Raw genomic sequence first — 24,228 nt, 5'->3', positions numbered from 1 at the left:
TCCCCCTATTTTCTATCCAAAAATTTTCTTTTAACAACTGTTGCTTTAGTTGGTTTGTTTCTGATTATAACATCAACTTCATCACCTAATGCTACAGCTGATTTATCTACAAATGCGTTTGCTAAACATACGCCAAATGTTGGTGAAAGGTATCCTGTAGTTACTTTACCGATAGTTTTACCATCTTTTTGAACTTCAGCACCTTGTCTTGCAATACGTTTGCTTTGCATTTCGATACCAATAAGTTTTTTGTCGATTCCTGCATCAACTTTTTCTTGAGTTTTAGCTTTACCAACGAAGTCGTCTTTGTCCATTTTAACTGCAAACTTCAAGCCAACTTCTAATGGAGATACTTCATCTGCAAGTTCATTTCCATATAGAGGCATTGCTGCTTCGAATCTCAATGTATCTCTACATCCAAGACCGCATGGTTTAACACCTAAGTCTTTTCCTTTTTCTAATAATTCATTCCATAAGTCTACAATTGCTTCTGCAGTTGCATAAACTTCGAATCCATCTTCACCAGTATAACCAGTTCTAGAAATTAATACATCATATTCTTTGTATTTAATGTCTTTTACAAAATGATAGTATTCAATTTTTGAAAGATCAAATTCAACTAATCTTTGTAATAATTCTTCAGCCTTAGGACCTTGAATAGCGATTTCTGCAACAGAGTCGCTGATGTTTTTAAGTTCAACATCGAACTTATCTACATATTTAGAGATATGTTTGAAGTCCTTTTCAGTGTTGGCTGCGTTAGGAACCATTAAAAAGTCTTCATCGTTGTTTTTGTAAACTAATAAGTCATCAACCATTCCACCATCTTCATGTAATAATAAAGAATATTGGATTTGACCATCAGCACATTTAGTGTAATCATTAGTGCAAACATAGTTGATGAATTTTAAAGCGTCTTTGCCTTTTACAGTAAATTCACCCATGTGGCTTACATCAAATAAACCAACATTGTTTCTTACTGCTTCGTGTTCTTGTTGTAATCCTTCATAATCAACTGGTAAATAAAAACCAGCGAAGTCAACAACTTTTCCACCTAATTTTTTGTGTTCCTCATATAGAGGAGTTTTTTTTGTACTCATAAGCATCTCCTTTTACTTATAATCCTTTTCATAACTATTGTACCATAAAAGTTATTAGTATTTGTAACAAAATTTATTAATTCTGATAATAAATAAGCCTGAATTTATAGAAAATTTTTATAAATCATAATAAATTTACACAAATTCAGGCTTTAAATTTTCTTCTAGAATAATCCTACAACTGTACCATCATCTAAAACATCACAGTTTTCTGCTGAAGGTACTTTTGGTAAACCTGGCATTGTCATTACAGAACCTAATAGTGCAACAACAAATCCAGCGCCTCTTGAGATTTTGAAATCACTTACTGTGATTGTAAATCCAGTTGGAGCTCCGATTAACTTTTTATTATCAGAGAATGAGTATTGAGTCTTAGCCATACATACTGGATAATTGTCTAATCCTAATTCTTTGATTTGTTTTAATTTCTTCTTAGCCTTAGCACTAAATTCAACGCCATCAGCTCTGTAGATTTCTTTTGCAATTTTTTCAATCTTTTCTTTGATTGGTAATTCAAGGTCATATAAGAATTCAAATTCGTTTTCTTCTTTTGTATTTTCAACAACGTATTCTGCTAATTCTTTAGCGCCTTCTCCACCTTCAGCCCATACATCACAGAAAATAGCTCTTGTTCCGTCTGCTTCAACTAATTCAGTTAATTTCTTAATTTCAGCATCAGTATCATTTGCGAATCTGTTGATTGCTACTACTACTGGAACTTTGTATTTCTTCATGTTTTCGATATGACGTTTAAGGTTAGCATATCCTTTTTCCAAAGCTTCTACATTTTCAACTTTGTAGTCTTCAGCTTCCCCGTGATGTTTTAATGCTTTGATTGTAGCTACGATACAAACCATGTTAGGGTGTAAATCATTTCTACATTTAATGTCGAAGAATTTTTCTGCTCCTAAGTCAGCACCGAAACCTGCTTCCGTAACAACATAATCTCCAAGCTTCAATCCTAATTTTGTAGCTATTACAGAGTTACATCCGTGCGCAATGTTAGCGAATGGTCCACCATGAATAATAGCTGGAGTATGTTCTAATGTTTGAACTAAGTTTGGCTTGATAGCTTCTTTCATGATTAATGCTACAGCACCATCAGCTTTAACGTCTTTTGCGTAAACTGGTTTACCTTCTTTATCAAAAGCTATAAGAATGTTTCCAACTCTTTCTTTTAAGTCTTTCAAATCTTTTGCAAGACATAAAATAGCCATGATTTCACTTGCAACAGTTATTTCGAAACCATCTTGACGCATAACTCCGTTACCCTTAGTTCCAACACCTATGATTATATCTCTTAATTCACGTTCGTTCATATCCATACATCTCTTAATTAAGATTTGTTTTGGATCGATGTTTAACGCATTACCTTGGTGAATGTGGTTATCCATCATTGCGCAAATTAAGTTGTTTGCAGTAGTGATTGCGTGGAAGTCACCTGTGAAGTGCATGTTGATTTCATCCATTGGAACTACTTGTGCATATCCACCACCAGCTGCTCCACCTTTCATACCAAAGTTTGGTCCTAAAGATGGTTCTCTTAAAACTGAGATAGCATTTTTGCCAATTTTATTAAGTCCCATTGCCAAACCAACATTCATAGTTGTTTTACCTTCTCCTGTTGGAGTTGGGTTAATACTTGTCATCAAAATTAATTTACCATCTTTTTTGTCTTTGTTTTTTTCAAAAAGATTTAAATCTAATTTTGCCTTATATCTACCATATTGTTCGTAATCTTCTTCTGTTAATCCCATTTTTTCAGCGATAACACTGATTTTTTCTAATTTCGCTTTTTGAGCAATTTCTACATCTGTAGCCATAATCATTACCTCCAAATTTATTTATTAGCTATTATCCTAATAACCACTAAGCTATTTATACCCAACTTTATTCAATAATAACACTAAAAAACGCTTTTTTAAATTTTTTTGATAATTATTATTAATTTAACACATTTTTCAAATAAAAAATAGAACCAATCAAATTAATGATTGGCTCTGAAGTTTATTATTTAATTTTCGCTGCAATTTCTTTTGCCATTTGTCTTAGACCTTGATCGTCTTCATCTTTCATACGACCTTTAGCTTCTACAACAGTTTCTGTTGTTTCGAATTTTCCTTCTTCAACAAATTGTTTTAGATTTTTGACAGCGCCACCGCTCCATCCGAATGATCCAAAAACAGAAACCACATGATTTTTTAATTTTTGCATTTTCAAAATGTTCAATAAATTATTCATTACTGGATATACAGTGTTGTTATATGTGCAAGATCCTAATACTAATGATTTCTTTTCCCAGCAATTTGAAAGTATATACGATTCATGAGTTTTACTTACATCAAATACTTCGATGTTTCTAACACCTTCGTCTGCTAAATATCTAGCTAATTGGTCTGCCATCAATTCTGTATTTCCATACATTGATGCATAAGCTATTACAACTCCTTCATTTACTTCATAAGTTGCCCATTTAGTGTAATCTTCTACAATTCTTGAAGGTTGTTTTCTCCAAATACAACCATGAACAGGACATATTGTTTCGATTTCCAAAGAAGATAATTTGTTAATAGCACGTACAGCCATTTGAGAATATTTTCCAACGATATTTGTATAATATCTTCTGAATTCTGTTCTTCTTAAATCATAATCTAATTCGTCATCAAATATTGCTCCGTCATTAGTTCCAAATCCACCGAAAATATCTTGGGAGAATAAAATTTTATTTTCAGCATCGTAACTAACCATTGATTCTGGCCAGTGAACCATTGCTGTTAAATAGAATGTAAGTTTTCTATCTCCTAAATCTAATTCGTCACCTTCTCCAACTTCGATAAAATGGTCAGAATCAATTTCATAATAATCATTCAACATTGATCTTGTTTTCTTGTTTCCTACGATTTTTAAATCTGGATAAAGGTCTAAAATTTGTGGAATTGATCCTGAATGATCTGGTTCTATGTGATGAATTACCAAATAATCTAATTTTCTATCTTTTAATATCGCCTTAACATTATCTACAAATTCATCACTTTTGTTAATTTTTACAGTGTCCATCAGGCAAGTTTTTTCGCCTGTAAGTAAGTAAGAATTGTAAGCTACTCCATAAGGTAATGGCCACATGTTTTCAAAATATTCTGTTTGTCTGTCATTTACACCCAAGTAATATAAATTTTCTTGGATTTTAATTGGTTCTGTTCCCATATTTCCTCCTATAAATTAACGATTATAAATCATTTTCACCATAAGTATCCAAAAAGTTATACTTTTCTCCATTATATTCATACCCAAGAATTCTTGATATATCAACATTTTCACTAGATTTAAAAATCGAATTTTCTACATTCGTAAATCCTCTATCTGAAAGTTCTGCAATTAATAGTTTGATTTGCTTTCTCATGGATCCTTCTGTTTTTTTAGTTACAGAACAAGCACAATCTAATGCTTTTAATCCTGAATAATTCAACCAACTTTTTACAGATTCTTCTCTAATTAAATACATTGGTCTGATAAGTTCAATCCCTTCAAAGTTATTAGAGTGAAGCTTTGGCATCATAGTTTTATAATTTCCAGAACACAAAACATTCAATAAAATTGTTTCAATCACATCATCAAAATGATGTCCCAACGCCATTTTATTGCAACCAAGCTCTTTTGCTTTGGAGTAAAGTGCCCCTCTTCTCATTCTCGCACACATATAACATGGATTGTTCGATGAAATCTTCTCGCTAACACTAAATACATCAGTATCATACATGTGATAAGGAATGTTAAGTTTCTCAAAATTTTCTTTTTCAAGTCTAGTATTTTCTTCGCTATAACCTGGATTCATCGCTATAAATTCAAGGTCAAAATTATTCATTCCATGTTTTTGAAGTTCTTGAAATAATTTCGCAAGAAGCAAACTATCCTTGCCACCACTCATACACACGGCTATTTTATCTCCATCTTGAATCAAATCATATTGTTTTATGGCCTTTATAAACTTCGACCAAATGTGTTTTCTATATTTTTTTATAATTGCTCTTTCAACTTCTTGTACAGTTCTTTGCATATATCTCCATTTTTTCTAAATCTACTATGTTACTAGGACTGTATCTTTCAGCTACTTCTACTATCGCAGCCTCTCCAACATCAAGTCCCAAACTCCTCAAATAATCTTCAACAGTACTTAGCGCTTTTCTTGGAGTATTATTCTCCTTACTCAAATGCGCTAATTGAATAACTTCATGATTTCCTCTTAGAATATCTCCCAATAAGTACGCACACGAATCATTGGACAAATGTCCGTGATCCGACAATATTCTTTGTTTTAATGCTGGAGGATAACTCCCGTACTTTAGCATATCAACATCATGATTTGCTTCAATAAAAAAAAGATTCGAATCTTTAATTTCTTCATACACGCTATCTTCGATAATTCCAGTATCAGTAACTAAAGAAATTTTCTTGTCGTCCTTGCTAATCACATAACCACAACTATTTGCGCTATCGTGACTAGTTTTAATCGGTAAAATATCCAAATCTTTGAAATTAATATGTCTATTATTTTCGAAGATATAAATATTTTTATCATTTATCTTTCCAATCTTGCTATCCATTGCATACCAAGTTTCAGTATTTGCGATAATTGGCAAATCGTATCTTCTACTCAACACGCCAATTCCTTTAATGTGGTCTGCGTGTTCATGAGTCACAAAGATAGCATCTAATTTACTTGGGTCTACGTTTATATATTTAAGTAGGTTTTCAATAGTTTTACCACTAAAACCTGCATCGATTAATATTTTGGAGTGTTCTGTCTCTATATATTCGCTATTTCCACTTGAACCGCTAGATAACGAACAAAATTTAAAACTCATTCAAAATCCTCCTTATTTACTATTATAATTGATATTGAGTTTTTTTTAAAGTAAAAAAGATAGTTGGTAAATTTTACCAACTATCTTGAAATTTTGTTTTATTTTTCGTAAATATTTTTTGTATTAAAAGATTTCTTATTCTTAAACAAGCTTAATTCTGTAACTGGAACGGTTGATAATTCACCAACTCCTACCACAAATGTTAAAAATATGAACGAAGTTTGTGTCCAAAATATTGTAACATCCACCATACTGTGAATCATAACCATAATTATCATTGCTATAATCATTTTGGTGTATTTTTTTGAATACAGGCTTTTGATTTCTTTGAACAATTGACAGATAATTGGAACCAACAATCCTGCTCCTATCAATCCAAAATTAACCAAAATATCCAAATACAAATTGTGTGAGTGGACAATTGCACGATTTCTTATTGTAGCGTAAATATTGTGTATTCCTAGTGGCCCAACTCCTACTACAAAATTCTTCTTGAAAGCTTCAATAGCACTAATCCAAATAGATTTTCTAAGTCCCATATCAAAACCAATTTTGTCAATTCTTGGAATCAAATCCATTCTTCCAGCGGCAACAATTCCAACAAAACCCAATGCAAATAAAGAAATAATCGCAATAGTATATTTTCTTTTTTTCATCATAATTGTAAGAGCAAACACCGCTATGAAACTAGCAAACATCGCTCCTCTTGAATCTGTGATTAATAAAGTTAAAACGCTTAAAATCCCAACCACAAAAGAAAAGAATCTTTCAAATGATTCTGTCGAAAAATATTTATACGCACTGATTATCCCAACCAAAGAACAAACCATAGCATAATAATTTGCATTGAAAAAGAATGTTCCAACAGTAGTTCTATTCTCACTGATGTATTTCATAAATTGAGCGTAGTTGAATGAATTGTTCTTCAAAATTATCGAATACTGAGTCAATGTTATCAAAAAACAAAACGATGCAAACAACATTATAATTATCATACAGTCTTCCATAAATTGTTCTGTCATATTTTTCCTGATAAAGAGCACAAATACGAAAAGCACAAACATTCCGACTGTCGCAAGTATTCCATAAGTATTGTTGAACACAATGCTCACTACTAACGAATAAACAGCGAAGATCAATCCAAACACAGACAGATTAGTCTTGTCAAAAATTTCCTTGAATTTATTTTGATATACAAAATAAAACATATCCACTATCAAAACGCCAATTCCGATATAAAACGGCATAAACATTGCAATAGCAGTCAAAAGAATAAATTTTTGATCTGTAGTGTAATCTAATATTCTATTGTAAAAACTTTTCATATTTCACCTCTCATTCGTATCATTACTTATATAATATCAAAAATCCGTTATAATATACGTTTTTTGACAAATCGTAACTATTGACGATGACAAGATATTTTATCAAAAATTTGAGAATTTTGCAATATTTACAATAAAAAATGAGAGATAACCAAAAGCTATCTCTCAAAAATCTAAAATTTATTTATTGCCGATTGTTTCTACCATAACTGCTTTGATAGTGTGCATTCTGTTTTCAGCTTCATCAAATACTTTTGAATATTTGCTGTAGAATACTTCATCAGTTACTTCCATTTCTGACAATCCAAATTTTTCGTGGATTTCACGACCAACTTTAGTTTCTAAGTTGTGGAAAGATGGTAAGCAGTGTAAGAAGATTACGTTAGGATTTTCAGTCATTTCGATTTTCTTCATATCTACTTGGTAATCTTTAAGTAAGTTGATTCTTTCTTCGAATTGATCTTCTTCACCCATTGATACCCAAACGTCAGTGTAGATTACATCTGCACCTTTTAGGCTATTGAAATCATCTGTAACTGTGATTTTAGCACCAGATTCTTTGGCAATTTCTTGGATAGAGTTCATCATTTCGTTTGATGGATGTAATTCTTTTGGTGCAAGATTTACAAATTCCATACCTAATTTAGCAGCTCCAATCATTAAAGAGTTTGCCATGTTGTTTCTACCATCACCAACATAAACGAATTTAACTTGGTCTAAATTTTTGTGGATGTTTTCTTTTACAGTTAAAAAGTCTGCTAAGATTTGTGTTGGATGATAAATATCAGTTAAACCATTCCAAACTGGAACTGAAGAATATTTTGCTAATTCTTCTACAGTTGCATGGTCAAATCCTCTAAATTCGATACCATCGTAGAATCTTGATAATACTAAAGCAGAGTCTCTTACAGATTCTTTCTTACCAAATTGGCTATCATTCATACCTAAGAATGTTACATTACCGCCTTCATCATAACAAGCAGTTTCAAATGAACATCTTGTTCTAGTAGAAGTTTTTTCAAATAACAAAACAATGTTTTTGCCTTTTAAAGTTTCTCCTACAATACCCATTCTTTTCTTTTCTTTTAATGCAGCACTTACATTTAGTAAATGTTCGATTTCTTCTTTAGTGAAATCTTTTAAAGTTAAAAAATCTCTTCCTTTTAACATAATTACATCTCCCTTTCAAATGGCATACTCATACATCTTGGACCCCCACGTCCTCTAGATAATTCGCCTGATTTAATAGTTCTTATATTTACATCAGCTTCTTGTAGCAAGCTGTTTGTAACATTGTTTCTGTCGTAAACAATAACAGTATTTGGTGCAATCGCCAAAGTATTTGAACCGTCATTCCATTGTTCACGCATTTGATCGATTGGGTTTGTTCCACCACATCTTATAATTTTGACATTATCAACGTGTAAATTTGTTGATAAAATATCTTCTAATGAACCTTTTTGAACTTCTCTTTGTAAAGTATTATCTTCAAGATACAACTTTTCAACATACAAAGGTCCTTCGATTAGTGGATGAACCGTAAAAATTCCCTTATCAATCATTGTAAACACAGTGTCCAAGTGCATAAATTCTCTTTTGTTAGGAATTTTGAAAGACAAAACAAATTTGAAATCTGATTTTTCTAATAAATTCTTAGCGAATTTGTCCACACTTTCTTTTTGTGTTCTTTGAGAAATACCAACAGCTACACATTCGCTGTTCAAAATTAAAATATCTCCGCCTTCGATAGAAGTGTCTTCTGTTCTATCGTAAATCTTTTCAATATCGTTGAATCTAGAATTATAAGTGAAAATATATTTTGCATAAAGCGTTTCCCTATTTCTAGTTTCTGACCACATTCTGTTGATACTTACACAATTTCCTACAAAAGAAAATGGATCTCTTGTGAAATACAAGTTAGGCATTGGATTAACAGCTAAAAGTCTTCCGCTTTCGTCGTTAATACCGATTTCATCCAATCTAACTCCTGCCATAGTTTTAAGTATCAATTCTTTCTCATCTGAAATATTTGTAAGTAAATCTCTTAGTAAATTGATTTCATCTGCGGATTTATTTCCCGATTCTTCTAGGAAATCTTCGATAAATTGTTTTCTAACGTCATCTTGTTTAATAGATTCTGCAGCCAAATCTTCTAGGTATAATACTTCAATACCTTCATTACGCATAGTTTCACAGAAAAAATCATGTTCTCTGATAGCATTTTCCAAGTAAGGAAGTTCGTCAAACAATAACTCTTCCATAAAATCAGGAGTCAAATTGTTTAATTCTTCTCCCGGTCTGTGAACTATTACAGATTTTAACTTATCAATCTCAGAGTAAATATTTGGTTTCAATATGTTGCCTCCTTAACTGATTTCCACATAAAATTATAACACATTTGTGAGAAAATTTAACACAAAAATATCGAAATTTTTTTAATATTAAAATATTTTTTGAAATATGTTAAAATTTTATATAAAATGAGGTGAAAAATGATAAAAAGAATTGCAAAAGAAAATGATATAGCAGAAATAATGGAAATTGTTGAAAATGCCAAAATATATATGAAAGAAAACAAAATAAATCAATGGAGCGAAAATTATCCCAATGAAGATGTGTTCTTGGCTGATTTGAAAGAAAATAGATTATACGTAGCAGAGATTAAAGGAAAAGTTGTAGGAATGGCTGTGTTGGTTTTGGATGGAGATGCGGATTATAAAAACATTGATGGAAAATGGCTATCTGATGGAAAATACGGAGTAATTCATAGAATCGCAGTAAACCCAGATTACAAATCGCAAAATGTAGCCAAAAATCTGTTGGATTTTTTTGAAAATAAATTAAAAGAACTAAACTACGATTCAATTAGAGTGGACACTCACAAAGACAACAAATCCATGCTAAGATTTATTGAGAAAAACGGATTTCAAAAATGTGGGATAGTTTATATAAGAAAAACAGACGAGAGAATAGCATTCGAAAAACTACTGAAATAAAAAAAATAGCAAACCATTTGTATGAGGATTGTCCTTAAGTTGGTTTGCTATTTTTTAGTTACACGTAAAGATGTAAATCTTTTATTCTTTATAAATGACATTCATAAATTAAAGCATCTTCGTCAGGTTCTTCGTAATAATTTTCAACCATATCCGTTTTTTTAAAGTTCATATCATCAAAAACTTTTTGCATTTTAAAATTAGATTTTCTAGTCTCAGCTTTTATTCTTTTGAGCTCATTGCTTGAAGCTATTTTAATTGATTCTTTTAACAATTCATGTGCTATTCCTTGATTTCTGTGTTCAGGATGAGTTGCAATGCTAAATATTTTAAGAAAATCTTTCTCAGAACACCAATTGTAAAGGCATATTAATCCAATTATTTTTCCACTTTCTTCATAACAAAGGTAAATCGTTCTTTTGTCATTTAAAACATCAATTATTTGTTCTCTTGACCAAGCTTCAGATGAAAAACACAAATTTTCAAATTCCACTATCTCATCAATCCTGTCAATTCCTATTTGTAAAACCAATTTTATCCCTCTCTTATAGTAGTCCTAAGTAGGTTTGCTATTTTTTATTATATGCTCAATTTTAAGTATCAATTTCTGCAAAAAACAAAGTATTAGTTTTTGTATCATAAACTGCAAGTGTAAAATTCAAAGATGAACGTTTTAAAATATTTTGACTCTTGTCTTCTTGTCTGTCGATTAACTTATAATAACCTTCAGAAATTTCTGGAAAAAGCGATCTGGAATTATGATCCGTCACATAAGATGATGTTTTTTCATCTCCATACATTAAAGTTTTCGTTGTTTTATCCAATGGAAATTTCTTCCAGTTACTATCCGATTTTATCTGATTCAATGTATCGTTGCTGTCAAATTCAAATGTTATAAATCTTGTCCCATCTCCCATTGCTCCATGATCATCGTATTCCATGATTTGATTTGCTTTAACTAATTTTAAGTTAAGTTCATCAGACACTCTTGATTTGTCACTTTGCGCACAACTTACCATTAATAATGAAATGATAATCGCAAATAACAAATATCCAATTTTTTTCATAATAATCTCCTTTCAAAATTATTATACAACAAACCTAATGCACAAAAATCTACAAAATTTTAAAGATTTGCACTAAAAAAGCACTTCTATTAAAAACTCTATAATTTTTTCTATTAAAAGTGCTATTTGAATATTATTCTTTTTTGAATGTTGTAGCTTACTATGAACATCAAAGCTTCAGTTATGATTTTTGCCACAAAAACTTTAATTCCTAAACTTGACAAAATTTTCAACACAATAGTATTCAAAGCTAGTATGAACACTACTAATGTCACGTATTTGATGTATTTTTTTAGGATTTTATCTTTATTTTTGAATACGTATTTGTTATTCACATAAAAGTTAAACGTGCTTGACACTGCCCTTGCTATTATATTGGACAGCACCAAACTTTGTACGTCTAATTTGTAAACTAACAATAAAAAAGTAAAATAATCCACCAAAAAACTCAAATAACTTGACGCAGAAAATTTCAGTATGCTTTTGTAGATTTTGACTGAATCTTTTAGTGCATTAAAATGACTTGTTTCATTATTTTCTATATAAATAGTTTCGATAGGAACTTGCATTATGCTTTCAGAATCGAATTCGTAAAGCATATTCATTTCGTATTCGTATCTTTCTCCTTCGATTCTTATCATTTTATCAAGATTAGACGTATTAAAAGCTCTGAGTCCCGTTTGCGTGTCCTTGATGTATTTCGATGAACTAGAATAAAATACCATTCTAGTTATAGTATTACCAAGCAGAGATTTAAGAGGGATTCCTCTTTTCAAATCTCTCACTCCAAGTATTAATTTATCCTGATTTTGTTCAGAATATTCTATCAATTTCAAAATATCCTTGACCAAGTGTTGTCCATCTGCATCGCTTGTAACCACAGTCCCTGACGCTTGTTGTGCTTTCAAATATTTGAATGCAGTTTTAAGTGCAGCTCCTTTTCCCATATTAGTTTGATGCTCAAGAAGAACTATATTATTAAGTTTTGAAAAATCATATTCGCACGGACCGTCTTTAACCACAATTATATTGATGTGGTTGTTGTTTAAATTTTCCACCAATTTTGTGAGTTTTTCATCTGGTTTGTACGCTGGTATTACAACGTAATTCATAATTCTCCTATCGTTTTTTATTCGTCATCTTCTGGTTCGTAATGAACTATGGATACAAATTTGCCGTTTTTATCTTGAATTTTCCTGATTCTTTTGTTAAATTCTAACCTTGTAAGCCACACTATTTTATCGCAACCCAAGCATTTTAATTTAATATCTGCTCCAGTTCTTAAAATCTCCCATTTGTTTTCACCACATGGGTGACCTTTTTTTAGTGTTACAATATCATTTACTTTATATTTCATCTTCATCACCTGCTACAAAATAACAATTCAAATCCATTGATTTTGATTTGGCTTTTTCTATGAATTTTTTGATAATTTCTCTTTGATACAAGTATTGAGATTCTGGTTTACAACTACCCCAAATCGTAATAGTCATGGAGTTTTTATCCATTTTTGTAACGCCTATTAGCTCTGGTTTTTTTACAATATCTGAATACTCATCTACCAATTCATTAGAAATTTCATCTATGATTTCAGTATATTGACCCAAACTGTATTTGATTGGAACTTCCATTTTAACTTCAATTCTTTGGTTTTCTTTGGATAAATTAGTCACCGTGTTGATTTGACCATTACTTATCATATGAATAGCTCCGTCAAATCCTCTTATTTTTGTAACTCTAAGTCCCAATTCTTGAACGTTACCTTCAATTCCATTTATAATCACATGGTCTGTGACTTTGAATTGATTTTCAAGAATCAACGCAAGTCCACTGATTACATCTCTTATTATAAATTGTGCACCAAAACCAATAGCAACCCCACCAATACCAGCAGTAGCCAATATCTTATCTGTTTTTACTCCAAACAAATCTAGTACATGGACTACACAGAAAAAATAAATTATATATTTGATGGTATTGTTCAACAATTTAGTAACTGTGATTTGTCTGCCTTCAACAGATTTTCCCTTTTTCATTAATAACTTATCGAAACTTTTAGTTAAAATGCTTACAACTATTTTCGTAAATACGATGATTAACAGGGATAATAAAATCTTGGCCAACAAATTTAGTTGACCAGCAGAATTATAAAATATTTGATTGAACTTTTCAATATTAAATAACATGAATTATTCTTTTACCTCATTTACAAAAATTACTCCATCTACTTTAAGATACGACCATATCTTAGCGATTGGAAGTTCTTTTTTCAACGCAATCATCTCATCTTTTTTATCAGGATCCAACATAATAGATAATCCACAACTTTCAGAAATTTCCCTTGGAGTAGGGATAGTTTTAATATCGTATCCCATACTCACAAGTTTACTTTCTGTCATCATTGTAAAATTAACTGATGTAAAAGTTAGTAATATCTTTTCCATTATCTAATAATTACATTTCTGTCAGATTTTGATAAAGTATCGTAAATTACATACATGTTAGTAACTTCGCCTATCAAAAGTTTTTCTTTTCTATCGTAGAAGTCCAAGCAAGCGCCACAAGTCATAATCTTTGCACCCTTTTCTTCGATTTTCTTTAAATCGTCGATAACTTCTGATCCTTCAGTTGTCAAATGTATTCCGTAGTTGAAGAATAAAAGTGTACTTGGTACTTCGTCAGCTTCTGCTACAGAATAAATGTATGATTTAATAAGTGATTTGCCTAATTTTTCATCTCCATCACCCATTTTATCGCTTGAGAATGCTAAAACTAAATTACCGTTAGTTTCTTCAACCTTCTTTTGTGCTCCTTTTTCTTTTACAATAGTAGTTTCAAAGCCATAATCTGTTTCTACATAACTGAATTCGAAACCTTGACCATTTGCGTATTTTTGTAAATTTTCAACACAGTACATGTCGTCAACTTGTGTCTTAACTGTACCTTCTTCTAATTCATCAAATACATTTTTTGTCATAATAATTGGTCTTGGACAAACTTGTCCTCTTGCATCTACAATTTCCATAATTACCTAATCCTTTCTATTCTGTTATTAAATACTAAATAAAAATCATCTTCTCCTGTTATTGATTTAAGATCCGATGCTTTATATTCCACTAGTTTGGAATCCTCAAACATAAAATACCCATTTTGGTTATATAATATGCAGTTTTTGTCATTTGAATATATTTTAAGTGAATCATCTATTTTAGATTGGCTCACCAATTTCAAATCCTTATCGTATATTAAAAGTTCTCCTGTTTTTGTAATTACATATACGTTTTTATCTGAAATCCCAACATCTTTTGTCCCGTCGAATGATTTCGATTTTGTAATTTTAGCTTTGTCAAAAACTTTGATATATCCATCAAACACTATGATTAATTTGTCATCGACATATTTCATTCTAAAAATCGGCTTATCGATGAAAATATTTTTGTAGAAAAGTCCCTTTTCATCATACATGTAAATCTTAGAAAAAATTCTTCCGTCACGCTTTCCTATCGTGCTAAAAGCATAATTTGATTTATCCGACGCTATCAAACTAGATACTTCGTCTTTCATATCAAAGCTTTCCAAAATTTTCATATTATTAACAATTGAAAATTCATTTTGTGTATCGACAATAATATGGTCTTTGTTTGCAAAAATATAGGAAATATCAGATTTAAAAGATAGCTTTGAATTCATCTTTCCTTTTGTATTATATTGCAACAAATCCTTTTTATCAATCAAATAAAGAAATTTGCCATCAAAATAATAAGGCTTTTTGTCGTCGTAATCCTGTTTTAGAATTAAGTTTTCATTTTTGTACATGAAAATCTTGTTATCGTAGTGAGTTACTACGTAATTCTTCTTCAATACGGTGCTATTTCCAGTGTTAATATTGTATACATTTTTCTTAGAAAACATCATCACCGCCAAGACGCATACAAGAATAGCGACAACTGCAAGTAATATATAGTTCAAGTTTTCTTTTATTTTATCCATTATTTTCTCCAAAAACTTCAAGAACTTTCATTCTAGTATCATAAAGTTGTTCATCTTTTACTAAAACAGTGACAATATCTCCTGTTTTTAATACGCTCTCTCCATTTGGAACGTATTTTTCTCCATTTGAATCCACTTCTGCAATCAATGCGTCTTTTGGAAAATCAATATCTTTGATTTTCTTATTGGAAACACAATTTTCATATCCAAGTTTTATATCAAACATTGTGAATTTATCATTAACACCTTTTCCAACAACTCTTTTGTTCAACATTCTCTTTAATAAAATATCGTAAATTGGTTCGAAATTTAAATCCATGCATATAAAATATGCCATGATTGAACAAAATGCCAACCCCAATAAATGAGTCATATTTCCATTTAATTCCAGTACCAACACAACACTCAAAAGAGGACTTCTAACAACAGCTGTTAAAACACAAACCATAGAAAGCACAACAAAATTTGACAAATAAACATCTTGCACAACGCCGAAAGCACTCATTAAATTAAAATAAAATAATCCTGTAATTCCACCTAGAACCAAAACCGGCAAGAAAATACCACCTTGAGTTCCAGTCGCATAAGATGTCGATGTCATAAACATTTTGAATAACAAAAGTATTATTAAAACCAAAAATGAATTGTAATTGTGTGATGCCATGTTTTCTATAAATGAATGGCCTCCACCTAAAATATCTTTGTAGAATAATCCAACTACAGATACAAACGCAAAAAATATTGCTATCTTCAAATCTTGTTCAAGCTTAATCTTCGCAAATACATCTTGGAAAAACGTGATTGAATAATTAAATAGTTTCCCAACGGCGCAGCAAAGTATAATCATCGGAATAATCAATAAATAATATTTTGTTGGCAGTGCATAGGTCATTCCAAACGAAAACACTGGTTTGATTTTGAATATTCCAACAGCGATAACATCGGCTACCACTGCTGCAGCAAAACTTATTGCAACCACTTTTTTTGAAAAAGATTTGTGAAGCTCTTCCAATATGAAAACAAGCCCTGAAATCGGTGCTGAAAAAGCAGCTGAAAGACCTGCAGCAGCTCCTGCAGTTAAATACAATTTCTCATCCGTTTTGCTTTTTCCAAATTTTTCTGATAGCCACTTAGCACTACTAGCTCCCAATTGAATTGAAGGGCCTTCTCTTCCCAAAGAAAGTCCCACTAATGAGGCAATTGCTCCTCCTACAATTTTGGAAACAGTAACTCTAAAACTATTTTGATTAAAAGCTCCGATAAGTTCTCCTTGAACTTGAGGAATACCACTACCACCTGAAAGTGGGGCCCATTTAAGTAATTTGCTAACCACAATTCCTAGGACAAATGATACTGCGATAATTAAAATAGCTCTTGGAAAGCTGTTGTTAGAATAAATGGCATTTCTAACCACTTCTAATTTACTTAACAAATATCTGTAAAAGACAGCCAGTCCACCTGAAAATACTCCGATGGATAAACTTGCTAAGAAAAGCGACATAGAAGAGCCTATTTTAAACTTTTTTTTCATTAAATAATCACGCTTTCTAAAAATTCTCTAAATCTATCGATATTATATGTAACTGAAATGTACGTTTCAATTCCCTCTCCTTCAATCAAATTATTTTCTTCATCAATTTTTAAATTTGTTTGTGCATAAATAAAATGATCTTTTTTGGAGTATGCGTACAACAAGAACAAATCTTCAATTAGTTTTTCTGATGATTCATCAAACATTTCATTCAAAATATCAGTATAATCATTCTTGTTAAATGTGTCATTTGTAATCATAAACACACTTTTACCATTTAATACATTCAAATCGCTGTTGTCTGATTTTACGTATTTATCGTACATGAAAATATCATCTAATGATTCAAGAGTCTCAGTGTTTTCCGTAAAAAATTCTGACAAATATTTCATGTTAGAGAAATTAAGCAAATCAATATTTTTAAAATCACCTAAAAATCTTGATAATACGACATCATTTTCACTCATAAAATCTTTCAAAAATACAACTTCTACATCCCAATCCAAATTATCCATCAAATCTAGAACGTTATTATTTACATCAGATTCTATTGTGATTAAAGATATTTCAAAAATTTCTATATTATTCAAAATTACGAGTAAATCCATAGCTTGTGTACTAGATTCAAAATTCACCCACAATTTTTTATAGTCTTTTTTATTAAAATTTTCCATATTTTACATTTATCTCCATAATTTCTATATAATTAACATATATACTGTAATCAGTGGATAACCACTTATGTGTATTTTATTATATCAAAACACATAATATTTTAAAAATTAAATGGAGGAAAATATGGATTACAATTTAATTAACACAGAATTATCTCAATTGTTGAGAGAAACTTATCGTAAAACAGACGCTTTATTGGCACCAATTCCAGATAAATACGGATTAACTATTATGAAAGTTAAAACTTTATTTGAATTAGGCAAAAATGATGATTTGACTATCGGTGATATCGGAGTTTTAGTTGGTATGGCTGGTGGAAACATCTCTAACTTGTGTAAAGCATTAGAAAAAGAAGGATATGTTTCAAGAAAAAGATCTGAAAAAGACGAAAGAATTGTTACGGTTCGCTTGACAGAAAAAGGTAAGAAAATCATCAACAATATAGTTGAAGAAATTTCTGAAAAATACAAAAAGCAAATTAAATTAACTAACGAAGAATACAATAGTATTATCAAAAGTTTGAATTTATTAAACGAAAAATTAAATGTTGAATTAATGTAGTGGCACAATATGAAAGAAAACAAGCAAAATAAGAAGAAGATAATAATTTATTATCTTATAGCTATAGTTCTTTATGCTGTGGTTGCCGGCTTGCTTTTCCCTACTTTTTCAAAAACAAAAGAAGAAGAAGTACCTTACAATAAATTTATCGAAATGCTCGATAAAGGAGAAGTTAAAGAGGTAAAAATATTAGACACTCATATCAATTTCAAATCAAAAGATAAAAACAACGTAATTTACAAAGCAGGATTGATTAGAGATGAAAAATTAGTTGATCGTTTATTGGAAAGCAAAGTCCAATTTTCAAGCGACATTCCTAGTAAATATGCACCACTTTTATCAATTTTCTTGCAATTTGTCTTGCCATTTATAATAATATTTGGTTTCTTGCAATTAGCAATGAGCCAAGCTACTAAAAAAATGGGAGGCAACGCATTACAATTTGGTAAGAGCAATGCAAAAATTTACGTTGAAAGTCAAACTGGCAAGAAATTTACAGATGTGGCTGGTCAAGAAGAAGCTAAGGATGCTTTGTTGGAAGTTGTCGACTTCTTACACGATCCAAAAAGATACAACGAAATCGGCGCTGTTTTGCCAAAGGGTGTTTTATTAGTGGGCCCTCCTGGAACTGGTAAGACTTTGCTTGCACAAGCTGTTGCTGGTGAGGCAAAAGTTCCATTCTTTTCAATGAGTGGTTCAGAATTCGTTGAAATGTTTGTCGGATTAGGAGCTAGTAAAGTTCGTGATTTGTTCAAACAAGCAGCAGAAAAAGCTCCTTGTATTGTATTCATCGACGAAATCGATGCTATCGGTAAGAGACGTGATACTGCAGGAATTTCTGGTAACGACGAAAGAGAACAAACTCTTAACCAATTATTAAATGAAATGGACGGTTTCAGCGGAAATTCAGGAGTTGTTATACTCGCGGCTACTAATAGACCCGAAATTTTAGACCCAGCACTTACTAGACCTGGCAGATTTGACAGACAAATTCCAGTTGAGCTTCCAGATTTACAAGGACGTATCGATATTCTTAAAGTTCACGCACGTAAAATCAAAATCGAAAAAGATTTGGATTACAAAGCTGTTGCTTTGATGACAGCCGGTACAAGTGGTGCACAATTGGCAAATATAGTCAATGAAGCTGCACTAAGAGCTGTTAGAATGGGAAGAAATATCGTAACACAAGAAGATTTGATAGAATCTGTTGAAGTTGTAATAGCTGGTCAACAAAGAAAAGGCACAGTTATAACTCCAAAAGAAAAAGAACTTATAGCTTATCACGAAGTTGGACACGCATTAGTTGCTGCAATGCAATCACATTCCGCTCCAGTTACTAAGATTACAATTATTCCTAGAACAAGCGGTGCGTTGGGCTACACAATGCAAGTAGATCAAGAAGAAAAATTCCTCATGAATAAAGAAGAACTATTTAATATGATAGTTACACTTACAGGAGGAAGAAGTGCAGAAGAAGTTGTGTTTAACACAAGAACTACTGGAGCTTCAAATGATATAGAAAAAGCTACAAAAATTGCTCGTGCGATGGTCACTCAGTACGGTATGACTGACGAATTCGACATGATGAGTTTGGAAACTACAAACTCAAAATATCTTGGCGGTGGCAATACTTTAGCTGCAAGCGATCATAAAGCAGGTCAAATAGATAATAAAGTAGAATCTATAATAAAAGCTGCTCACGAAAAAGCTAGAAATATTTTAACTGAAAATATCGATAAACTTCATGAAATTTCAAAATTCTTACTAGAAAAAGAAACTATCACTGGAGAAGAATTCATGGAAATTCTTAACCTTGAAGATGAAAAGAAACCTGAAATAGATGAAAACACAGTGAAAAAAGAAGAAGTAGACGATACTACAGTTAGCGATTTATAAAAACAAAAACATTCTCTATTTTGAGTTTTACTCAATATTAGAGAATGTTTTTTTGATTTATTATTTCATTTTATTGTTGAAATGAGATTTTAAGATGAAATAAAATGCCGCAAACAAAATCGCTCCTGCTGCAAAAATCACCCAAGTGATTTCCCATCTATTCGTATACAAACTAACTGCAAGATATATAGCTGTGATTATTAGCCAGAAAGCTGTAATATATCCACTCATCTTTTCTCTCAATTTTTTATTTTTCAGAGTGTAATCTTCTACTTGAAGTAACATGTTATAACTTGATATCACAGAAAGCTTTTTGATTAAAATATTAGTAGCTGCTGATACAATTATTAACAACAATATTATAGCTGATAATTGTAATACTTCGTTCTCTGATATAGATACAAGTATGATAGGAATCACACATAATATATACATTATTATCGCGCTAGCAATTGCTTTATTATCTTTTTGTTCTCTTTCTTCCTTTTTCTTTTCTACTATTCCTTTTACGCCGTATGATAAGTTAAATGATTCTTTTGAAATAAAGTCATATTTTTCAATTAAATTCGCCTTCACTATCAATTTGTATACGCCAAAAGCAATTATAAGAAATAATACAACAATTCCTCCTATTACGAAGGAATCTTCACTCTTAACATTAGTTGTCAAGGCTATTATTTGAGATATCAAAACTGCTATAGGAGACATTATGAATAAGCTTATGCTATCAGCAACGTCATTTGAATATTCTTCATATGCACTCATAAAATCATTAGCATCTTCTACACTAATTGTCTTCTTAGCCTCCAACTCTTCGACAGTATCATCAGAATATTCAATATCATCAATCTCATCCTTTAATAAGTAGTCTGTTTTTACTCCAAAAACATCACTCAATTGAATAATCTTATTGATATCTGGAATTGAGTTTCCCATTTCCCATTTCGATACAGATTGTCTGCTAACACCTAATTTTTCTGCCAATTCTTCTTGAGTTAGGTTATTCTTTTTTCTAAGAAGAATTATCTTGTCACTTAATATCATTTCAAACCTCCTTGAATTTTTGTTAATTTAATTTTATAAAATCTTGCAGTTGATTACTACAAACTTTGATTTGAAATTACGCAACTGTCGGTTGCATTTACGATATTTCCGACATTTATGAAAAAAACTAGCCCCTAACGAGCTAGTTTTATAAGTTTTATAAAGTTTCTATTTTTTCTGTAATATTTTCCAAATAATTTGTTTCAACTTCACTTATCTTTCCAGTTTCAGTTAATTTTGAAATCTCTGGATTAATTGGAAGTTTGCAAACAGTATCGATATTTTCTTCTTTGGCAATTTTATCCACAGTGCTTGTTCCGAAAACTTCGATGTGTTTCCCACAATCAGGGCATTCCAAGTAGCTCATATTTTCAACTAATCCTATGACTTTTTTGCCCATCATTTTCGCCATGTGCAATGCTTTTTTGACAATTATTTCAACAAGTCCTGATGGAGACATCGCTACAACAATTCCCTTAATTGGAATTGATTGAAATACTGTCAATGGAACATCACCAGTTCCTGGTGGCATATCCACAAACAAATAATCTAAATCTCCCCAATTTACATCTTGATAAAATTGTTTAACAACACCAGCAATTACAGGTCCTCTCCAAATTACTGCATCATCATCTTTTGGAAGCATCAAATTCATAGAGATAACTTTAATTCCATTAGATGTTGTAACTGGGTTGATGTGACCTTCAGAGTCAGCTGTCGTTTTTTCAGTTAATCCAAAATATTTTGGAATAGATGGGCCTGTAATATCGCCATCCATAATACCAACTTTATATCCTTTTTTTGCCATCTCGTTTGCCAATAAACAAGTGACAAGGCTTTTTCCTACTCCACCTTTACCACTTACTATTCCAACGATGTTTTTTATATTACTTCCTGTATTTGATTCGATCAAAAAATTAGGAACTTTTCTTTCTGTCATAATTTCACCCCATTAAAAATTATACCTAAATATTCTCACATAATTTATTAATGTGTCAAGTTTTTGAAGAAATTCTTAATTTTATCGAACAAATTCATTCTGTTATTATCATTATTATCTTGATTTATATTATTATTGGATTTTGAGCTAATAACTCTGTTATCATCATCGTTAACTTCTGAATTTTGTTTTTCAACATTTTCTTTTGCAATTTTTATCAATACTTCTTGTGCATTCTTATTCTCAGTATTTTCAACTCTTGAGTATGATTTGTCCGGATTTAATTTTCTGATTTTAGTATCATCATCAAACATTATATCCATAAAATTCAATATTCTGTGCTTAATAAAATCATCGTAAATTGGAACTGCAACTTCCACTCTTTTTCTGATATTTCTAGTCATGAAGTCTGCAGACGAAATGTATAATTTGCAGTTTTCAGCCTTACCGAATTGATATATTCTATGATGTTCCAAAAATCTTCCTACAACTTGATAAACATTGATATTCTCAGTTTTATCTTTTATACCTGGAACCAAACAGCAAATTCCTCTCACCATCAAATCAATCTTTACTCCTTTGCAAGAAGCCTTGGAAAGTTTGTCTATTAATTTTCTGTCTGAAATTGAATTCATTTTTAGTCTTATATAACCATCATCTGAAAACTTAGCTTTTTCAATTTGTTCATCGATTAATTTATCAAGTCCAACCTGCATAGAATGAGGGCTTACCATCAAATGTTTGTACTCACCATTCAAATTTCCTAACAAGAAATTATCGAAAAGCGCCTTTGCATCTTCACCAATTTCATGTCTAGTTGTCATATAAGAAAAATCTGTGTAGAGTTTCGCTGTTTTTTCGTTATAATTTCCTGTACCAATTTGTGTGATGTAAGAAATCTTGTCATCTTTAACTTTAGTAATCAAACAAACCTTAGAATGACACTTGTAATGATCAAATCCATAGATAATTCTACAACCTGCATTTTCTAATCTAGATGACCATAAAATATTATTTTCTTCGTCAAATCTCGCTCTCAATTCCATAAGAACCACAACTTCTTTGCCATTTTCAGCAGCTTTTATAAGAGCTCTAGTGATTTCAGAATTCTTTGCCAATCTGTAAATTGTAATCTTAATTGAAACTACAGACTCATCTTCAGCAGCCTCGTTCAAAAGTCTTATAAATGGATCGATGGACTCATAAGGAAACGAAAGGAACAAATCTTTATCGTAAACTTGCTCTATAACCGATTTTTCTTTTGATATCATCGAAGAATCTTGTGGAGAAAATTCTTCATAAGTATATTTTTGAATTACATCCTTTGGCATATCGTATACCAAATCAAACAAAAATCCACATCTCATTGGACTTTTTGTCACAAACATACGATGTTCTGTCAAATTCAAATTCTTCAACAAGAACTCTTTAGTTTCATCATTTGGAAATTCGTTAATTTCAAGTCTTACAGGTCTCAATCTTTTTCTAAGCTTAATCATCTTTTTCATATATGATCTGTAATCATCATCAATTTCCAAATCTTCGTCATCGTATTCGATGTCTGCATTTCTAGTCACAGAAATAATATATTTTGCCTCACATTCGTAATTATCAAATATTTCTTGACCAAATTCTCTGATTACATCTTCAATAAGTACAACTCTAGTGTCCGATAATTTTACATATCTTTTAATTTTATCTGGAACTTGAATCAATCCCATAAATTGTTTTTTGTTCTTAGATTGAGAAGTCAGTTGAAACAAAACTACAATTGCCAAATTAGGAATTTGAGGGAATGGATGAACCCTGTCTACTATTTGAAAGCTAAGAATAGGAGCAATCGTAGAGTTGAAGTAATAATACACAAGCCTTTTTTCTTTATCATCCAAATCAGCTACTTTACAAATATTTACATTTTCTTCAAGTAAATCTTGTTTTAAATCCTCATAAACAGAATCTTTTTTCTCATACAACCTTTTAGATTCATCCATGATACAATCTAATTGCTCTTGTGCATTCATCAAGGACTTATTGTCTATAACCTTTTTTTTCATATCGTTGATATCAGTAATACTACCCACTCTAACCATAAAAAATTCTTCAAAATTAGTATCAAATATTGAAAAAAACTTCAACCTTTCAAATAATTCCACATTCTTTTCTGATGCTTCCTCAAGAACTCTTTCGTTAAATTTCAACCACGATAGTTCCCTATTTTGCGTAAACGAAATATCGTACATT

24 protein-coding genes are annotated in these 24,228 nt (G+C 31.0%); 3 read left to right on the top strand and 21 right to left on the bottom strand.

What is annotated here, in order from left to right; all coding sequences use genetic code 11:
- Positions 1 to 5: 5 nt before the first annotated feature.
- The 8 genes from gcvT to GKG00_RS04690 all read right to left on the bottom strand — a co-directional run bounded on the left by gcvT (position 6) and on the right by GKG00_RS04690 (position 9,641).
- Positions 6 to 1,106: a glycine cleavage system aminomethyltransferase GcvT gene (gcvT, locus tag GKG00_RS04725; protein ID WP_094205414.1), complete on the bottom strand. Its 1,101-nt coding sequence runs from the start codon at positions 1,104 to 1,106 to the stop codon at positions 6 to 8.
- Between the two features lie 158 nt (positions 1,107 to 1,264).
- Positions 1,265 to 2,929: a formate--tetrahydrofolate ligase gene (locus GKG00_RS04720; RefSeq protein ID WP_265334468.1), complete on the bottom strand. Its 1,665-nt coding sequence runs from the start codon at positions 2,927 to 2,929 to the stop codon at positions 1,265 to 1,267.
- A gap of 181 nt (positions 2,930 to 3,110) precedes the next feature.
- Positions 3,111 to 4,304 (bottom strand): FprA family A-type flavoprotein, encoded by a 1,194-nt coding sequence (locus GKG00_RS04715; protein ID WP_154254496.1) that lies wholly within the window; start codon positions 4,302 to 4,304, stop codon positions 3,111 to 3,113.
- 22 nt (positions 4,305 to 4,326) lie between these two features.
- A complete protein-coding gene (locus GKG00_RS04710; RefSeq protein WP_154254494.1) occupies positions 4,327 to 5,154 on the bottom strand; it encodes an ATP-binding protein in 828 nt (275 codons plus the stop codon).
- A complete protein-coding gene (locus GKG00_RS04705) occupies positions 5,129 to 5,962 on the bottom strand; it encodes an MBL fold metallo-hydrolase (protein WP_154254493.1) in 834 nt (277 codons plus the stop codon). The genes GKG00_RS04710 and GKG00_RS04705 overlap by 26 nt, the downstream gene beginning before the upstream one ends.
- A 98-nt stretch (positions 5,963 to 6,060) precedes the next feature.
- The gene (locus GKG00_RS04700) at positions 6,061 to 7,287 is read right to left on the bottom strand and encodes an O-antigen ligase family protein (protein ID WP_154254492.1); all 1,227 of its coding nucleotides are present in this window, start codon (positions 7,285 to 7,287) and stop codon (positions 6,061 to 6,063) included.
- Between the two features lie 180 nt (positions 7,288 to 7,467).
- Positions 7,468 to 8,457, bottom strand: coding sequence for an ornithine carbamoyltransferase (gene argF / locus GKG00_RS04695; RefSeq protein WP_094223285.1), 990 nt, complete (start codon positions 8,455 to 8,457; stop codon positions 7,468 to 7,470).
- 2 nt (positions 8,458 to 8,459) lie between these two features.
- Positions 8,460 to 9,641 carry an arginine deiminase gene (locus GKG00_RS04690; RefSeq protein ID WP_110058514.1) on the bottom strand — a complete coding sequence of 394 codons (1,182 nt, stop codon included), beginning with the start codon at positions 9,639 to 9,641 and terminating at the stop codon, positions 8,460 to 8,462.
- 138 nt (positions 9,642 to 9,779) lie between these two features.
- On the opposite strand from GKG00_RS04690, the gene GKG00_RS04685 reads away from it, so the two are divergent.
- The gene (locus GKG00_RS04685) at positions 9,780 to 10,283 is read left to right on the top strand and encodes a GNAT family N-acetyltransferase (RefSeq protein WP_154254491.1); all 504 of its coding nucleotides are present in this window, start codon (positions 9,780 to 9,782) and stop codon (positions 10,281 to 10,283) included.
- An 88-nt stretch (positions 10,284 to 10,371) separates the two neighbouring features.
- Here the strand turns inward: GKG00_RS04685 and GKG00_RS04680 are convergent, their stop codons facing one another.
- The 10 genes from GKG00_RS04680 to GKG00_RS04635 form a co-directional block, all read right to left on the bottom strand.
- On the bottom strand, positions 10,372 to 10,815 hold the full coding sequence (locus tag GKG00_RS04680; protein WP_154254490.1) for a GNAT family N-acetyltransferase: 444 nt from the start codon (positions 10,813 to 10,815) through the stop codon (positions 10,372 to 10,374).
- Positions 10,816 to 10,876: 61 nt separating this feature from the next.
- Entirely contained in the window at positions 10,877 to 11,350 is a 474-nt protein-coding gene (locus GKG00_RS04675) for a hypothetical protein (protein WP_154254489.1), read from the bottom strand.
- Positions 11,351 to 11,472: 122 nt separating this feature from the next.
- Complete coding sequence (locus GKG00_RS04670; RefSeq protein WP_154254488.1) at positions 11,473 to 12,462, bottom strand: bifunctional glycosyltransferase family 2/GtrA family protein; 990 nt, start codon at positions 12,460 to 12,462, stop codon at positions 11,473 to 11,475.
- Between the two features lie 17 nt (positions 12,463 to 12,479).
- The gene (locus tag GKG00_RS04665) at positions 12,480 to 12,713 is read right to left on the bottom strand and encodes a DUF951 domain-containing protein (RefSeq protein WP_002835420.1); all 234 of its coding nucleotides are present in this window, start codon (positions 12,711 to 12,713) and stop codon (positions 12,480 to 12,482) included.
- The gene (locus GKG00_RS04660) at positions 12,697 to 13,536 is read right to left on the bottom strand and encodes a mechanosensitive ion channel domain-containing protein (protein WP_094206902.1); all 840 of its coding nucleotides are present in this window, start codon (positions 13,534 to 13,536) and stop codon (positions 12,697 to 12,699) included. Before GKG00_RS04660 ends, GKG00_RS04665 begins: the two co-directional genes overlap by 17 nt.
- A 3-nt stretch (positions 13,537 to 13,539) precedes the next feature.
- Positions 13,540 to 13,794 (bottom strand): DUF3343 domain-containing protein, encoded by a 255-nt coding sequence (locus tag GKG00_RS04655; protein ID WP_154254487.1) that lies wholly within the window; start codon positions 13,792 to 13,794, stop codon positions 13,540 to 13,542.
- Positions 13,794 to 14,375 (bottom strand): sulfurtransferase-like selenium metabolism protein YedF, encoded by a 582-nt coding sequence (yedF, locus tag GKG00_RS04650; RefSeq protein WP_094206901.1) that lies wholly within the window; start codon positions 14,373 to 14,375, stop codon positions 13,794 to 13,796. The genes GKG00_RS04655 and yedF overlap by 1 nt, the downstream gene beginning before the upstream one ends.
- A gap of 2 nt (positions 14,376 to 14,377) precedes the next feature.
- Complete coding sequence (locus tag GKG00_RS04645) at positions 14,378 to 15,340, bottom strand: hypothetical protein (RefSeq protein WP_154254485.1); 963 nt, start codon at positions 15,338 to 15,340, stop codon at positions 14,378 to 14,380.
- Complete coding sequence (locus tag GKG00_RS04640) at positions 15,333 to 16,871, bottom strand: chloride channel protein (protein ID WP_241673654.1); 1,539 nt, start codon at positions 16,869 to 16,871, stop codon at positions 15,333 to 15,335. Before GKG00_RS04640 ends, GKG00_RS04645 begins: the two co-directional genes overlap by 8 nt.
- Positions 16,871 to 17,545 (bottom strand): hypothetical protein, encoded by a 675-nt coding sequence (locus GKG00_RS04635; RefSeq protein WP_154254484.1) that lies wholly within the window; start codon positions 17,543 to 17,545, stop codon positions 16,871 to 16,873. Before GKG00_RS04635 ends, GKG00_RS04640 begins: the two co-directional genes overlap by 1 nt.
- 124 nt (positions 17,546 to 17,669) lie before the next feature.
- Here GKG00_RS04635 and GKG00_RS04630 point away from each other — a divergent pair, with 124 nt between their 5' ends.
- The gene (locus GKG00_RS04630) at positions 17,670 to 18,107 is read left to right on the top strand and encodes a MarR family transcriptional regulator (protein ID WP_154254482.1); all 438 of its coding nucleotides are present in this window, start codon (positions 17,670 to 17,672) and stop codon (positions 18,105 to 18,107) included.
- 9 nt (positions 18,108 to 18,116) lie between these two features.
- The gene (gene ftsH / locus GKG00_RS04625) at positions 18,117 to 20,003 is read left to right on the top strand and encodes an ATP-dependent zinc metalloprotease FtsH (protein WP_154254481.1); all 1,887 of its coding nucleotides are present in this window, start codon (positions 18,117 to 18,119) and stop codon (positions 20,001 to 20,003) included.
- A 60-nt stretch (positions 20,004 to 20,063) separates the two neighbouring features.
- Here the strand turns inward: ftsH and GKG00_RS04620 are convergent, their stop codons facing one another.
- The 3 genes from GKG00_RS04620 to GKG00_RS04610 all read right to left on the bottom strand — a co-directional run bounded on the left by GKG00_RS04620 (position 20,064) and on the right by GKG00_RS04610 (position 24,227).
- Positions 20,064 to 21,047, bottom strand: a complete 984-nt coding sequence (locus GKG00_RS04620; protein WP_154254479.1) for a helix-turn-helix transcriptional regulator — start codon at positions 21,045 to 21,047, stop codon at positions 20,064 to 20,066.
- A gap of 157 nt (positions 21,048 to 21,204) precedes the next feature.
- Entirely contained in the window at positions 21,205 to 21,987 is a 783-nt protein-coding gene (locus GKG00_RS04615) for an Mrp/NBP35 family ATP-binding protein (protein ID WP_154254478.1), read from the bottom strand.
- A 47-nt stretch (positions 21,988 to 22,034) separates the two neighbouring features.
- On the bottom strand, positions 22,035 to 24,227 hold the full coding sequence (locus GKG00_RS04610) for an RNA degradosome polyphosphate kinase (RefSeq protein WP_154254476.1): 2,193 nt from the start codon (positions 24,225 to 24,227) through the stop codon (positions 22,035 to 22,037).
- Between the last annotated feature and the right edge of the window lies 1 nt (position 24,228).

Source organism: Finegoldia sp. BIOML-A1 (assembly GCF_009678325.1).
In the GTDB taxonomy this organism is placed as follows: Bacteria; Bacillota; Clostridia; order Tissierellales; family Peptoniphilaceae; genus Finegoldia; species Finegoldia magna.
This window is presented reverse-complemented; position numbering and strand designations above follow the sequence as displayed.